The organism is Pseudomonas sp. LTJR-52 (assembly GCF_003691465.1).
In the GTDB taxonomy this organism is placed as follows: domain Bacteria; phylum Pseudomonadota; class Gammaproteobacteria; order Pseudomonadales; family Pseudomonadaceae; genus Chryseomonas; species Chryseomonas luteola.
Genome location: NZ_CP033105.1, coordinates 4,663,718 through 4,678,479, shown reverse-complemented (window position 1 = coordinate 4,678,479; position 14,762 = coordinate 4,663,718). Strand labels below are relative to the sequence as shown.

At 52.0% G+C, this 14,762-nt stretch carries 7 protein-coding genes and 2 pseudogenes; 6 read left to right on the top strand and 3 right to left on the bottom strand.

Translation table 11 applies throughout. The features are described 5' to 3' along the window. Positions 1 to 38: 38 nt before the first annotated feature. Positions 39 to 2,864: a LysM peptidoglycan-binding domain-containing protein gene (locus EAW52_RS21710; protein WP_122044026.1), complete on the bottom strand. Its 2,826-nt coding sequence runs from the start codon at positions 2,862 to 2,864 to the stop codon at positions 39 to 41. Positions 2,865 to 3,395: 531 nt separating this feature from the next. Here EAW52_RS21710 and EAW52_RS21705 point away from each other — a divergent pair. Next, a pseudogene (locus tag EAW52_RS21705) lies at positions 3,396 to 4,508 on the top strand (glycoside hydrolase family 5 protein); the annotation flags it as partial. A 573-nt stretch (positions 4,509 to 5,081) separates the two neighbouring features. Here EAW52_RS21705 and EAW52_RS21700 read toward each other — a convergent pair. Beyond that, positions 5,082 to 6,377, bottom strand: a complete 1,296-nt coding sequence (locus EAW52_RS21700) for a hypothetical protein (protein WP_122044025.1) — start codon at positions 6,375 to 6,377, stop codon at positions 5,082 to 5,084. Positions 6,378 to 6,964: 587 nt separating this feature from the next. Between EAW52_RS21700 and EAW52_RS21695 the strand changes: the two genes are divergently transcribed. From EAW52_RS21695 to EAW52_RS21680, 4 genes are all read left to right on the top strand, one after another. Further along, positions 6,965 to 7,234, top strand: coding sequence for a hypothetical protein (locus EAW52_RS21695; protein WP_122044024.1), 270 nt, complete (start codon positions 6,965 to 6,967; stop codon positions 7,232 to 7,234). 642 nt (positions 7,235 to 7,876) lie between these two features. Then, a complete protein-coding gene (locus EAW52_RS21690; RefSeq protein ID WP_122044023.1) occupies positions 7,877 to 8,176 on the top strand; it encodes a hypothetical protein in 300 nt (99 codons plus the stop codon). Between the two features lie 323 nt (positions 8,177 to 8,499). Then, complete coding sequence (locus tag EAW52_RS21685) at positions 8,500 to 10,125, top strand: methyl-accepting chemotaxis protein (RefSeq protein WP_122044022.1); 1,626 nt, start codon at positions 8,500 to 8,502, stop codon at positions 10,123 to 10,125. Positions 10,126 to 10,276: 151 nt separating this feature from the next. After that, positions 10,277 to 10,522 carry a hypothetical protein gene (locus EAW52_RS21680; RefSeq protein ID WP_010798707.1) on the top strand — a complete coding sequence of 82 codons (246 nt, stop codon included), beginning with the start codon at positions 10,277 to 10,279 and terminating at the stop codon, positions 10,520 to 10,522. A 42-nt stretch (positions 10,523 to 10,564) separates the two neighbouring features. On the opposite strand, the pseudogene EAW52_RS21675 reads toward EAW52_RS21680, so the two are convergent. After that, a pseudogene (locus EAW52_RS21675) lies at positions 10,565 to 12,666 on the bottom strand (ATP-binding protein). A gap of 269 nt (positions 12,667 to 12,935) precedes the next feature. Here EAW52_RS21675 and EAW52_RS21670 point away from each other — a divergent pair. After that, positions 12,936 to 14,354, top strand: a complete 1,419-nt coding sequence (locus EAW52_RS21670; protein ID WP_122044021.1) for a short-chain fatty acid transporter — start codon at positions 12,936 to 12,938, stop codon at positions 14,352 to 14,354. Positions 14,355 to 14,762 lie beyond the last annotated feature (408 nt).

Here is a 14,762-nt window from a genome sequence, read left to right as displayed (position 1 = left end):
GCCTGCGCTGCGCTGATGAAAACGCAGGCTCAGCCCGATCAGCTTACTGCCAATCGGTCTAGGTCTAGCATGTCCAAGGTCTGATCAAGTTGGTAAACCGAATTGGGATAAGCAACGCCCATCTCCACGAAGTGAGGGTTCTCTTTGAGGCGCTGACTGAAATAGGTATCGGAAGTATCGTAGATCCAGGAGTTTGATCGGGATTGAAATTCCGGAAAGTCATCATAACTTCCCTTTCGCCTGTCCAGTACGCGGTGGAGGTTGTCCCGTAACAACAATAGGCTTTCATTTGGCATGTTATTGATCCAGGTGACAAAGGCCTGCTGGTCCTGGTTATTCTGCAGATCAAATCCTTTGAGTTCGGCGTAACGTGAGAGCAACGGCAGAACGTTATAACCGTCTCCGCTCTGGTCTGAAAGTGCTTTTGCCGCCGCCTCATCAAGCTCAGCATGAGTCAAAAATTGGCTGGTTTCCGGCGTTTGAAAGCGATTGGCCATTTCATGGTGTTTGATAACGTCACGAGTGCCCAATGTAATGATCGAAAGCAGCACTACACCAAGGCCGATTGGGCCAAAAACAGTGCCTGTACCCAAGGCTGATGTCACTCCTCCTGCTGCGGACAATGTATAGAGTGACGCTCCCACCGTATCGCCAGACTCCGCCGCCTTGCCTGCGTTGACCAGATCAAACAGCGAGCTGGCAACACCCAAGACTTTTACCGCAGGACGAGAGCTACCGCCGGCCAGTGTGTCTACCCAACCATCCTTGGGTATCTTGCCCATGCCGATCAAGAGTTCGGTTGTCTTTTGGGCCGTGCCGGCAGCGTCAAGACAAACCTTAAGGATGGCTTCGGGGCTCTGGTGTTTATGTAACGCAACCCCGGAGCTTGCCAGTACGGCAGCGGCACCGGCCGCCCCGATCATCCTCAAGGTTTGGCCAGCGCGCGCCTGATTATCAAAGGTCCTGACACCATTGGTTGATTTGATATCGTCCAACTTGAGATTGAAGCGAGCGAGACGGTCGGTAATCTGCTCGGCTGTTTCGCCGGGCTTCGGCAATGCCTCTTTCAAGGCATCAATAGCCTTATTGAGATCCTTGTCTGGTATACCAAACAGATCAGCTACTGGGCCTTTTTTGAGCCCTTCCAGTTTGTTGAGGGCACTTTGGAGGCTGGCAGCATCTCCCGCCTTTACATTCTGAAACTCTGGCATCACCTTGTGCCGTAGAACCTGCGTAGCCACTTCCTCAAGAAACTTTCGACCACGATCCGTTGTTTTGCCAAACTGCCCAATCAACTTCCATTGATCCAGATCGTTTGTCAGTCCCGGATATTGGGCCACCGCAGAGCTCATGGCTGTAATTGCGTCGGGATTATCCAGTGTCCTGCGGATTTGGTCCTCGATCGCCTTGCGGTCACCTTTAAAGTCTGCCGGAAGATTTTGCAGCGCCTGCAGCTGGTATAAGAGATCACGCCCGTCCTCAGCAACCTGGTCTTTTAGCGCCTGGGTCTGCTCTTCCCACTCGGGCGGTCGCGAGTCAAGATAATCCTGGATGGCGTTATCCCGCTGCTCAGTAGTCATGACAGCGCCCCCATTCAGGGTGAGCCAATTGAGCTCTTCCATCTGTTTTCCATACGCCTGCAGATCATCCGTAACCTTTTTCTGGAACTGATCCAGGCCTGGCAGGATATCGCCCTCTAAAACATAGCGTGTGTCGTCTTGGCCCACAAAGCTCAGCACCTGCAGCGGATAAGCTGGACTTGCTCCTTCGGCAATGCTCTGCACAGTTCCCGTCCGCTCGTAAAGTCCGAGCTCGACCAAACGCTTAATGGTCTCCTCAGCACCAGGCTGACCGGCAATGCGTCCGGTTACGTTGACCAGATGATACGCCCCTGACGAGCCTACCATGGGCGGGACTGGGTTATCGCTGGGCTCGAGCAATACCTTTTCCAGTCCGGGAATCGCCGCTTCGACGACCTTTGCCGCAAGATGCGGGTCAAGGTTTTGTGTCATGTTATCCAGTCGTTCGAATACAGTTTTCATCGGTACGAGCTGGCCAGACTGGTTATCCTGCTGATTCAAGGCGTCAAGCGCGTATTGCCCTGCACTTTGGAAGATCTCCTGGTCTGTTGATGACTGCAACAAAACCTCTTTTACATCAGGTGTAACGGTGGAGTAAGCCTTTCCTAGTGTCTCCAATGCGGCAACAGGATTCGGCGATGCGTTAACCTGCTGAACAATCTCCCTGACCTGCGCTTCCACGTCCGGACCCTTGTGGCTGGAAGGCGTCAGCACCAACCCCATCTGTTCGGCACCCTGCTCTATCGCTATCTGAGCCGGCCCGCTGTCCGTCCAGTCATGATCAAATAACCATTGCGCAGAGTCGTTACGCTCAGCGGCTGGCAAAGCGGACAAAAACGTTTGCACGTCTTGTTTCAGTTGTTCGGTCTCTACTGCGTAATCGATCGCGCCGTCTGTAGTGTTAGCGTGTTCGATGGCATTACCTCGAGACTGCAGGTTTTCAAGGAACAGTGTTTTGCCATCAGGCTGTACGGCCAGCTGCTCTGGTGCTGGAGGAGGTAAAAAGACCACATCACCGGCGTGAATGTGATCAATATCAGAAATCTGCGGATTATGTTGGGCTGCCTCGTGCAGTGAGACGTAATGCTTTTTGGCGATACCCGTCATGGTGTCACCCGGCTCTACAACTACCTTTTGCTGCTGCAGGTGCGACTCAGGGAGTCTTGGTGCGTCCCCTTCAGGGCGCGGCGTTTCCTGGGATCGCTTGATAAACGCGCTAAATGAATGAAGTGCGGTGCGGAAGTTACTGCGAGAGGTTCCGGCATTATCGATCGGCATCGCCATGACGTAATGTCCTCGGTAGGCTTCGGTCGTCAGCCTGACCAAGGATGCTTGGCTTAGATGAAAAGCACATGACACGTTAACGCCAAGCTGAAATAACCGTGCTTACGGCTCCATTCCATAAGGAACAATAGCCTCTACACGTTAATACTCCGTCAGGATAAAAGGCTTATAGCCAGAAAATCATCATTGACCGATTGCTTAATACAGTAAAACAACAAGAATCCGTCAGATCATGAAATTACTTTGCCATTACTTTATTTTCATGATACTCGGGCCGACGAATGGTAATGCGCGTTTTAATAAATAAAACCTTATAAAAATCAGCAACTTAAATTAGCAAATAAAGCTTTATCTGGCTTTGTTTCAATTCATGTCAATGTTTTGGCATATCGCTTGTATAACTCAGTGCGCAGAGCACAGAGCGCGCTCCGCTTGGCGGTAGCCTAGCCAATTCTTTTTAATTCTGAGCCTCCGCCTGATCTTGCAGTACAGGAAATGGTCGCGGTTGGTCACAGCAGTATGGTGATACCAATGTTTTTTTCGAAACTGTTAAAGAAAAGCCTTCCCCTAGCAGCCGCCTTGGCGCTTGGAACCACTTACGTACAAGCCGAACCGGTCGATCTGGTTAGTCTGAACCTGTCCGGTGCGGGATTTGCCCCCCATGTTCTACCTGGAATCAATGGCACTAACTATATCTTTCCAGTGGAATCCTATTTCCAGCAGTGGAGCGCCAGGGGTATCAAGACCTTCCGCTTCCCCATTATCTGGGAGCGCCTGCAACCCAAGCTGGGTGGCCCGCTGGATCCAGCCTATGTTGCGTTGATCGACCGCACCTTTGGTTATGCGCAAAAGCACAACATCAAGATCATTCTGGACCTGCATAACTATGCACGCTATCGCGGCCAGGTGATTGGGACCAGTGGCGTTCCGTATGCCCGCTACCAGGAGATCATGACCAAGATTGCCCAGCAGTGGAGTAATCAACCCGCCCTGTACGCCTACGACATCATGAATGAGCCCAACGGGGCCCTGGCCTACTGGGCGACCGCTGCGCAATACGGTATCAACGGTGTGCGCGCCGTGGACAAGACCCGCCCGATCATTGTGGAAGGTAACGGCTGGTCGAGCGCTACCCGCTGGGCGGAGTGGAATGATCCCTTGCTGAACCTGAAGGATCCGTCCAACAACATCATTTTCTCGGCGCACTCGTATTTCGATGAGAACGCCGGTGGCAGCTATGGTGACGTAGACGTCAACAAGCTGGACGTGATGTACGGCGTGAATCGGGTCAAGCCGTTCGTAGAGTGGCTGAAGAAGCATGGTCAGCGTGGCTATATTGGTGAGTTCGGCGTACCGGATAACAACCCGCGCTGGAACATCCTGATGGACAATATGCTGGCCTACCTGAAAGAGAATTGCGTACCGGCGTCCTATTGGGCGGCAGGTCCGGGTTGGGGCAACTATTTCATGTCGGTTGAGCCTATCAATGGTGTAGAGCGCCCGCAGTGGCCGACGCTCAAGAAATACATGGACAGCAGCAGCTGTACGGAAATAGGCCCGAAGAAGGCAACAACAACTTCGCCTGCACCTACACCGACCGTTGTTGCGCCGGCACCATCCACTACGACGGCTTCAGTGACCAGCACCATCAACAATTTTACCAACACCGATTGGCTCAATGGTGTGTACCGTAAGAAGGCTGGCTTCTCGGTACCGGGCACGGCCGCCAACAAAGCCGCCTTTCAGGTGGGCAAGTCGGTTAAGCTAGCTGATGGTCAGGTCCGCAAGATTACCTATGTGCAGGCTGGCACTAATCTAGGTGTCTATGTTGATGGCGCGGCAGTCAATGGATCGGTCGTAGGTTATCCCAAGACGCTGACCGTTTTGTCCAAATAACAGCAGTCTCTTACCTACGGGCTGTGATGGATTGTATCTGGAGCTAGGGACAGCTCCTTATCTTTACTTTTTCTCCCTCCGTAATAGGCCAGGTGCGTTCGCATCAGACGCGTATTTTGCCAGCCCATACCAGATTCCCTACGTAAGACAACAAAACAGCATTCTCTAGCAGCTACATAAGCTGATCGTTATTGCCTCGCTATGCATCATCTCTCCTGTAATCCCTTCTGAATCAACCTATCTGCTTGATCTGGCTTTACTGGCATCCCTTAAAGGAAAAGGCCGGGTATAAGCCCAGCCTTTTCCTTTATTAAAAATGAATCAGGTCATGCCTCTTATTACTCTGGCGCCAGACAACGACTCAAGCCGCGTTGGGTATGGATACGGTACCGCTGCGACTTCGTCAGTAGCTCTGGCTGTATGTTGATAGTGTGTTTTGAGTGCCTGTAGGGCGAGAAGAAAAGCCGTAGGTGCTTGATACTCGAACACACCTACCAACGGCCACATGGCAAGGTTGGCCAGGAAGAACGCCAGCGTAAAGTCCAAGTTGGGATTTAACTTTGTTGCAACCCTGTAGTGGATGAACAAGCCAATCGGAATGATGGCAAATGTTAGGAATCCGAAGCGGAATAAGGTACCAATTACCCCTACATCAGACAGGAAGAAGTAGTTGCTGAAGAATCGTTTGAACCCATCATTCCACATCAGGCTCAAGCTGCCGCTAGGAACCCAATTGTATTCATGCAAATGGTTCATGATGGCGGCAATGGTGTTTTCCCGCACATTATCCGTAGGCCCGCTCTCCACCGATTGCATATAGAAGTCAAGGTTGAGCCCCAAGCTATCGAGGATATGCGGGTTCACCAATATCGGAAAGAGCGCAATGCTACCCAGGATCATGGGCATCACCATGCGGCTTTTCAGACACATCGCGGTAAAGAGAAAGCAGATCACGATGACCTGTCTTGTCTGCATGACGAAGACAATCGTGGCCAGCAAGACGAACGCCAGGATGCCATAGAGCACTTTTGACTTTGGAGCGCCGTTCAAGGGAGATCGTCCATGCCCCATGAAATAGACGCTAAGGCAGTAGGAGAAGATGATGGCCGCTGCGCCGGGCGAGGCACGTCCGGGACGACTAAGGTCAAGCACCTGCTCACGAAGATCGGGCAGCACGCCTGCGTAGGAAAGCCAGGAAAGCCCAACGGAGATAAGACCCACCAGCAGTATCAGCTGCTCGAATTGGGTAGCGGTTACACGCTTTGCAAAATAGACAATAACGAAAAAGCTGAAACAGAACAGGACACGACGCTCTTCAATCAATCCATAGAACAGCGGCTGCCCATAAAAAAGATTTGAAAATAATGCAGGTAGAAAACAGAACACAAAGGCAGAAAAAAGGCAGAAACTCAAGCCGAGGTTGTAGTCCTGCTTGTTGGCAGGAGGCGTACCTGTAAGAAGAAGCGCTGTAAAACCCAAGCATATCGCCAAGTACAATTCACTGACGTACTTTACGCCAATAGGGTTTGTGTGCCCTTGTTCGAACACACCAAATTGAAAAATAAGAAGGATAAACAAACATGCGTAATAGACGTTACGCTTGCTAACCGTGATCATTAATTTTATGTCCTTTACATGCGGTTTGTTTTCGAAACCACCAAGCGTGCCAACCCACACCAATCTGTTGAGGGATCATAAAGCTCGTGGCGACGCAGACGCTGTCAAGGCAGGCAATGGACTACTTAGATCAATGCTTGAAACAGACAAGCTTAGTATTGCGGGCAATTATTACCGTCATATTGGCTCAAATAACCAGACTACTGTGACGGTACGAGTGATTTCGAAAGAATACTGGCTATTTGCCTTCTATTGATAAATAACTTATAAATCATCAAAACAAATTCATAGTACGTTCAATACAAAAGCAATTGACAAAAAACCTTGGTTTTGTGAGTTTGCCAGCATAAATACTTTGAATTAGTTCTCTTCTTTAGTAATAGATCACCCCTCCCGCAGCTTATTAGGACCTTTTTAACCAAGGCTCACTAAAGGACCCGCATAGCGATCAGATGCAGGGTGAAGGCGGAGCATAAGAAAGGCTTTAACTGGGCAGGAAAACCTTTAGACGAGCGGGAAGAGTCTTCAAGAATCTCTTGAAGTAGCCTGACTCTAACTAGATAACACCCAACGATGTAGCTGACTCTATGAATGCCTTGATCATGCTTGTTGACTCGGCCCGTGACCGTTATCAAGTCGATACCTTACTAAAACCTGACGGGACACTGGTTATTACCGCACTACCTGTTGAAGGAGGTCATCCACTTGAGTGGATCTTAACGCCTGACCAGGCACGTAACCGTCTGCTTTTGGAAACGGTCCTGATGGATATCCAGCGTCGGCTTAACCAGCCGGCATCCAATAGCCATGAATTTACTCATGAGGATGATCCATTACATCATGGCTCGCTCGGGTAGTAATTATTTACCCCTCTTTATCACAGTGCTTTTACAGTGCTTCTCATGTTCCTTGCCACACTTGCAGCACAAAGCACTTCTAGTCTGACGTCCGTACCGGATGGGCTAAACGCGTGTTGCACCCTCTCCATCTTGGTGGGTTGCCACGTGGAAGGTTCTCTGATTTTGCCTTTTGTCATCATTACAGGACGTCCAACTTGCATGATGCGCAAATCTCCTTTTCCGCCTATGTCTTGCGCCTTTCTTTCTGCCGGCGGGAGATGGGGTGCATGCCCGCTCATATGATTGGACCGGCACAACCCTAGGGTCCCGAAAACCTGTCCATCTGCATTGCACATATTGACCACTGTCACTACTAAACCTCAAGGCATGGGGTTGGGGCTCTCCATAATTTACGGCTTCGTGCGCCAACCGGTGGGCAGATGCATATCGCTTCGGAAACGGGGCAAGGAATACGGATATGTCTATATTTGACTCGCGCAGAAGAAAAGGCCGTAAATACCGCAAGTGAGCCCACTCAAGAACAGTTGCCCCGTACCGTTACTGGCGGGACGGTACGGGTTGTGGATTATGGGCCGACTATCCGTATCCTGGTCGTGGAGATTCTTGAAGAACTCGGCTACCACGCCCTGATAGCTGAAGATGGCGCTTCTGGCTTGGCAATCCTGCAATCCTGCAATCCTGCAATCCTGCAATCCTGCAATCCTGCAATCCTGCAATCCTGCAATCCTGCAATCCGATACCGCTATCGACCTGTTAGTTTCCGATGTTGGGCTAACGGAAGACAAATGGCTGACGCCGCGTATTAGCCGCCCTGACCTCAAAATACTATTTATCACAGGTTATGCTGAAAGCGCTGTGGTAGGCGATGGAAACCTGGAAATCGGCATGCCTATTATGACCAGACCCTTCACGGTCGATATATTGACCGAGCGAATCTAGCAGTTGATTGAAGATAGTTAACTGGCGGTTTTTCAGCTCCTTCTTGGACGGGTCATCTCTATAGTTGGACAGGCTGTGCTCTACCAGCTTGAGCACACTGCAGACTCTGCATTCATAGCTGCACCTGGTAGTTAGCTTTTTAGGAATATCGCAGTAGAAAACGGGTAGCTGGTAGAGCTTCGCTTTCGAGAACGCTTGAGCCATGGATGCAGTGGGCTTTATCCGTCACTGAATAAATTCAAGCCCCAAGACTGACCGCCGATACACGTCATCAGACAACAAAATTCGGCGTGCTTTCGCCTCTACTTTTGCGGATGATAAATATGCTACTACGCAGTTGGAACATTGCCCCCCGGGCTGCGCTTGGGTTTGGCCTGATCGCGCTGATGGTTGCTTTTCTAGGTATTTTCTCGCTAGGCAAGATGTCCAACATCCGTGACCGTAGTGTGGCTATAGAAGCAGAATGGGTACCCAGCATCCGCATCGTAGATAGCATCCGGGAAAACATGCTGCGTATTCGCACCATTTCCTTGCGCATGGCGCTTGATCCTGACCCTAAAAGCATCGACACCTATGCCAGCCAGTATGAGGCGCGTAATAAGGTTTTGATGGACAACATCAAGGCGTTTGAGGCCTTTGTCGATACGCCCGAAGAGAAACGCTTGTACGGACAATTCAAACAGGATTTTGCAGTCTACCAGCAGGGTATGACCAACTCGTTTGTCCTGGCCCGCCAAGGCGATACTGTCGCCCTGAATAAACTCACTTTGGTTGAGATGAAGCCTGTCATCGATGGCACTGGCAAGACATTGGGCGAGCTGGGCGACCACTATGCACAAGGGATCGAGCGTGAAGGAAAGAACTCGGCAGATCAATACGCCAGCTCTCGCGCCATTGTTATCGTCGTGATTGCCTTGGCAGCTCTGGCTACAGTGCTTATGGCCTGGCTCCTGACACAAAGTATCGTCCGCCCCCTGCAGGGTGCTGTGCGCGCCGCACAACAGGTTGCCAAAGGAGACCTGACCATTCAAATTGAGGTCAGCGGCAGCGATGAGGTCAATCAGCTTCAGGTAGCACTGCGCCAAATGCAGGAAAACCTGCGTAACACCCTGGCTCAGATCTCGGGGTCATCAACCCAACTGGCGGCAGCGGCTGATGAGCTCAACGCCGTAACCGAAGAAGCCAGCCGCGGTCTGCAACAGCAAAACGATGAGATCGAACAGGCTGCTACCGCCGTGAACGAGATGAGCGCAGCGGTTGATGAGGTCGCACGCAATGCAGTGTCGACTTCTGAAGCTTCCAAGGTTTCGACCCAGTCGGCACAAGCAGGTCATGCTCGAGTCAACGAAACCATTACAGCTATTACAGACCTGTCGAAAGAAGTTCAATCCACCTCCGTGCTGGTAAGTCAACTTGCTGATCGCTCGCAGGAAATTGGCAAGGTTCTGGATGTTATTCGTGCCATTGCCGAGCAAACCAATCTACTGGCGCTGAATGCTGCGATCGAAGCCGCCCGTGCAGGCGAATCCGGCCGAGGTTTTGCTGTAGTGGCTGACGAGGTAAGAGCGCTCGCTCATCGTACGCAACAGTCGACGCTTGAGATCGAGCAAATGGTCTCTGGCATGCGCAACGGCGCAAGTCAGGCTTTGAACTCCATGCAGATCAGCAGCACTCGCGCTCATTCCACACGGGAGCTGGCAGAAAGTGCAGGCCAGGCGCTAAGCGAGATTACGTCGTCGATCAGCGAAATGTATGAGCGTAACCTGGTAATTGCCAGCGCAGCCGAAGAGCAGGCTCAGGTGGCCAGGGAAGTTGACCGTAACCTTGTCAATATCCGTGATCTATCCGTGCAGTCTGCAACAGGCGCGCATCAAACCAGCGCGTCCAGCCATGAGCTTTCACGTCTGGCAGCTGAGCTTAATTCTTTGGTAAATCGCTTTAAGGTCTGATCGTTCATTCCTTGATTGCTTTACAACAGAAAAACTTAAAGCCCTCCTTAACAGAGGGCTTTTGTGTTGGAGGCTGGCCAGATCTTCAGATGGAGTGCTCTTTACGAGGGAAACAGTGGCCTATGCTTAAGCTAAGCATGAGGCACACTCCATGAACCTGATAGCTGACAAACTTGCACGTCTTGATCCGCCGCTTAAGTTCCTTTTTGAACCACGCGGCACAGACATGCTTTTGACCTTGATCGACCCGGCCGTTCCTGCACGCGTGCAGCGCCGCCTCGATCCTAAGCTCATGATGAATAAGGATGCGCTAAACCTAACCCTGGTTTATGCCGTCAATGAACTACGTGCAAAAGGCTCCCATGTGCCTTTGGAGAAGGATTACATTTTTATCTGATACCTCTTCGACCCACCAAATGGAACCTGGTGCTTCTATCGCCTATCCTCTCAGAGCAGTACGTACCATGGCTGAAAGATCCTCAGGGCGATAGGGTTTGGTAAGCAAATGGATGTTAGGTGCCAATGTGTTGTTCTGCGAAAGGATGTCCCGAGTATGGCCTGAGGTAAACAATACCGGTATTGCAGGTTCCTGCATCTGAGCCCATGCCGCCAGATCCGTACTCTTGAGCCGACCGGGCATCACGACATCCGTGAAAATCAAATCAACCCTCGTTCCGGCTTCCAGCAGCTGCATGGCCACGTCCGCATCGGGCGCCTGCGCCACGTCATAACCGGCCTGCTGCAGTAACTCTACAACAGAGAATCGAACACCTTCATTATCCTCTACTATCAGGATGGTTTCCCGCCCCTCAAGTGTATAGTCATGTTTGCCCTGGTCATCCTCTTCAGCCTTTTTATGGCTGCGTGCAAAATACATCCGTACCGTTGTACCGCATCCAGGGGCACTTTGGATATCGATATGGCCCCCGCTCTGCTTGACGAAGCCAAATACCATGCTCAGACCAAGTCCCGTACCCTGTCCTTCAGCCTTGGTCGTGAAGAACGGCTCGAAGACGTGCTCCAGCACTTCTGGCTTCATACCTTCGCCCGAATCGGCAACGGACAGGCAGAGGTAGTCCCCAGGACTGATGCACAGTAATCTTCATCCAGCACGACATTGTCGCCATGAACGCTGATCAGCCCTTCCCCATCCATTGCGTCACGGGCATTGATAGCCAGATTGAGAATAGCGTTTTCCAACTGGTTGCGGTCAACGTGAATGCACCAGGCATCATCTGGCAGGTGCATATCGATTTCAATGGTCTCGCCCAGTGCACGCTGGAGGAGCTCCTCCAGCCCTTCGAAAATATGGGCTGGATTGTAAACGCCGGGTGACAGCGCTTGGCGACGGGCAAAGGCCAATAGCTGGGAAGACAGTTTGGCTCCTCGTTCTACCGCATTGATGGCAGCCTCCACGCGGCTCTGTACACGAGGGTTGTCCTTTTCCTGACGAGCCAGCAGATGCAGGTTGCTCGAAATGACCTGCAGGACATTATTGAAGTCATGTGCAACGCCTCCGGTCAGTCCGCCAATCGCCTCCAGCTTTTGTGATTGCCGGAGCTGCTCTTCTGCCAACGAGCGGGCCTGCACTTCAGCAGCGACCCGCTGCTCCAGATTGCGCGTCAGTTGGTAAAGAGCCTCTTCCGCCATCTTGCGTTCATGAATATCAATCAGAACACCGGGAAAGCGAAACGGCTCTCCACGCTCGTCAAACTCGCATAGACCACTCGCCAACACCCAGCGGAAAAGGCCGTTCGGGCGGCGGATACGACATTCAGCATTGAAAGCGCCGCCCTGATCAAAAGTCTGCCTAATATGCATCCGGATCTTTTCCAGGTCGTCCGGATGAATGAAGCCGCTGGCGATCTGAATGGGAATGCCTGCCGCCGCTTCGTCTACTGGGTATGAAAAGGTTCGTGCGAAGCGCTCATCTCCAGTCAGGGATTGTGCTTTGATATCCCAGACGAACAGTCCCAGGAGCGCGCCGGAGTTCAATGCCAGTTGTAGTCGTTCATTCGTTGCCCGGAAGGAACGCTCAGCCTCCTGACGTCGCCGCTCCGACAGTACGTGTTGAGTGGTTTCGATAACGATGGCCATGACGCCGGCCGGCACGCCGTCATCCTCGGGCACCGGGCTGTAGTAAAGGTCCATCGAGACGTCTTCCGGGCGCCCATTACGAAACAACACGAGTTCTTTGTTTCGATAAGAGAGCGTACCGCCAGCCAGACAGGTATCAACTACATTCCGATTGAATTCGGCAACTTCCGGCCAACCGATCTCGACTGGCGAGCCGAGAAGAAAAGGATGACGCCCTCCCGCAAACACGGCATAGGCATCGTTATAAATCATATAACCAGGCCGTCCCCACAACATGACGAGGGGTACGGGAGAGGCCAGTAGAAACTGGACGGCAGCGCTCAGACTTTTGGACCACTGTTCAATAGGGCCGAGATCCGTACAGGACCAGTCGAAAGACCGGATACGCTCGGCCATTTCACCGCTCCAGCCCAAGCAACCATGATCGTCCCTTAGAAATTGCATGGATTGTCTCTTAGGAAAAGGGCCTGTTTAGTATGTTGGTGTCCAGATACGACCACAGCAACAAACAACAATTCTAAACAAACGAAGCGGCGGCTATGTCGGTCTATCCGGCAACGATAGCAACCTTTTCAAGTAGACATCCGTTCACGGTGAAAAGCGGCCAAGTAAAACACACCGGTAAGCGCTACCCTCTATAGGTCCTGGGCGCGGTCAGGCAAATGGCAATGCGCTACACGGGTAATCAATAACAAAAGCTATAAGGAGATTACATGTCCGTTCATATTGAAGAGCGATTTTCTGCTCGTCTAGCGTTACGTTGTGCGCAATGGGCCGAGCGCTGGTTCCCTGATTCATGGGTCTTTGCCGCTGTCGCCGTGGTGGTGGTGGCGCTCGCCGCTACCCTGCTCGGCACGCCGGCTTCAGGAACAGCCAAGGCATTTGGCGACGGTTTCTGGAGCCTAATTCCCTTCACTATGCAAATGGCGTTTGTAGTGATCGGCGGCTACGTCGTGGCCAGCTCAGCGCCTGCGGCCCGTCTGATCGACTGGCTGGCTCACATCCCTCGCAATGGTCGGTCGGCTGTCTGCTGGGTAGCGCTTATTTCAATGCTGGCTTCTCTGCTCAACTGGGGGCTCAGCCTGGTCTTTGGAGGGCTCCTGGTAAGGGCCCTTGCCCGACGTGTCGATTTGAAAATGGATTACCGGGCAGCAGGTGCAGCGGCCTATCTCGGACTGGGCGCCGTATGGGCGCTGGGCTTATCGTCCTCTGCGGCCCAGTTGCAGGCAAATCCGGGAAGCCTGCCTCCGTCTGTTCTAGCCATTACCGGTGTCATTCCCTTCACGGAAACTATCTTCCTCTGGCAATCAGGCGTCATGCTGCTTGCTCTAATCCTGCTGTCGCTGATCATTGCATATGCTACTGCGCCTGGAGAATTGACTGCTCGTACTGCGCGTGAGTGTGGAGTCGACCCCGTACTGGAAACACCGGCTCGGCTAGTGCGAACACGCCCAGGCGAATGGCTGGAGCATAGCCCGCTTCTGACCATTATCATTGTGCTGCTAGCGCTGGGGTGGCTTTGGCAGGAGTTTGCTTTCAAGCCTGCCATTGAAGCCATTTCAGGGCTCAACACCTACAATCTGTTATTTCTGACGCTTGGTGCGCTTCTGCATTGGCGTCCTCGTCATTTTCTCGATGCAGTGGCGCGTGCTGTGCCGACCACTACTGGTGTCCTGATCCAGTTTCCCCTCTATGGCTCCATTGCTGCGATCATGACAAAGGCGACAGGAAGTGATGGTCAGACGCTTGCCCACCATATTTCCGCCTTCTTCGTTCAACTGGCCTCACACGATACATTTGCCGTCCTGATGGGCGTCTATTCAGCTATCCTGGGTTTCTTTATTCCTTCAGGCGGGGGTAAATGGATCATCGAGGCGCCTTACGTCATGCAGGTTGCCAATGACTTGCACTACCACCTGGGCTGGGCAGTCCAGATCTACAACGCAGCTGAAGCGCTACCCAATTTGATAAACCCCTTTTATATGCTGCCTTTACTAGGCGTTCTGGGGCTCAAGGCGCGCGACCTTATCGGTTTTACCTTCATGCAGATGCTGGCGCATATTCCGTTGGTGCTGATTCTTTTATGGGCATTGGGGGCCACCCTGACGTATCTGCCACCAGTCATGCCTTGATGAGTCCACCACAGATGATGAGCGGTCGTTTGAACAGACGAGACAGCTGTACAGATTAAGTTCACTAATGTCATATTGATATCAAGCTTACTAGCCACTTCTCATTTTGTGGCTAGCCCCCCTTACGCTCAAGAGCGCTATCTTCAAGTAGGCCCAGCTCTGGCTCCAGCATGTCTTTTAGAGGTAAATAAGGTTGTTGTACTGCCTCGGCCTATTCTTCACGGCAGTGGGTGTAACGTGTCTGCTTTACAAGCCCAATGACACGATGCTCCAGTTCGAAGGATACGGCCTCATCATCATTTCTGTATTTATTCTTCGAGAAGCCTTCCTGAGCAAAAAGCCTCCCAGGAATTGAGCTTGTCATAACGCCTCTGCCGTCAGGCGCCTGCATGACACATTCATAAACGC

Excerpts from the sequence above, each read along its gene's own strand:
- EAW52_RS21710 (WP_122044026.1), bottom strand. The coding sequence starts at position 2,864 with ATGGCGATGCCGATCGATAATGCCGGAACCTCTCGCAGTAACTTCCGC.
- EAW52_RS21700 (WP_122044025.1), bottom strand. The coding sequence starts at position 6,377 with ATGATCACGGTTAGCAAGCGTAACGTCTATTACGCATGTTTGTTTATC.
- EAW52_RS21695 (WP_122044024.1), top strand. The coding sequence starts at position 6,965 with ATGAATGCCTTGATCATGCTTGTTGACTCGGCCCGTGACCGTTATCAA.
- EAW52_RS21690 (WP_122044023.1), top strand. The coding sequence starts at position 7,877 with ATGGCGCTTCTGGCTTGGCAATCCTGCAATCCTGCAATCCTGCAATCC.
- EAW52_RS21685 (WP_122044022.1), top strand. The coding sequence starts at position 8,500 with ATGCTACTACGCAGTTGGAACATTGCCCCCCGGGCTGCGCTTGGGTTT.
- EAW52_RS21680 (WP_010798707.1), top strand. The coding sequence starts at position 10,277 with ATGAACCTGATAGCTGACAAACTTGCACGTCTTGATCCGCCGCTTAAG.
- EAW52_RS21670 (WP_122044021.1), top strand. The coding sequence starts at position 12,936 with ATGTCCGTTCATATTGAAGAGCGATTTTCTGCTCGTCTAGCGTTACGT.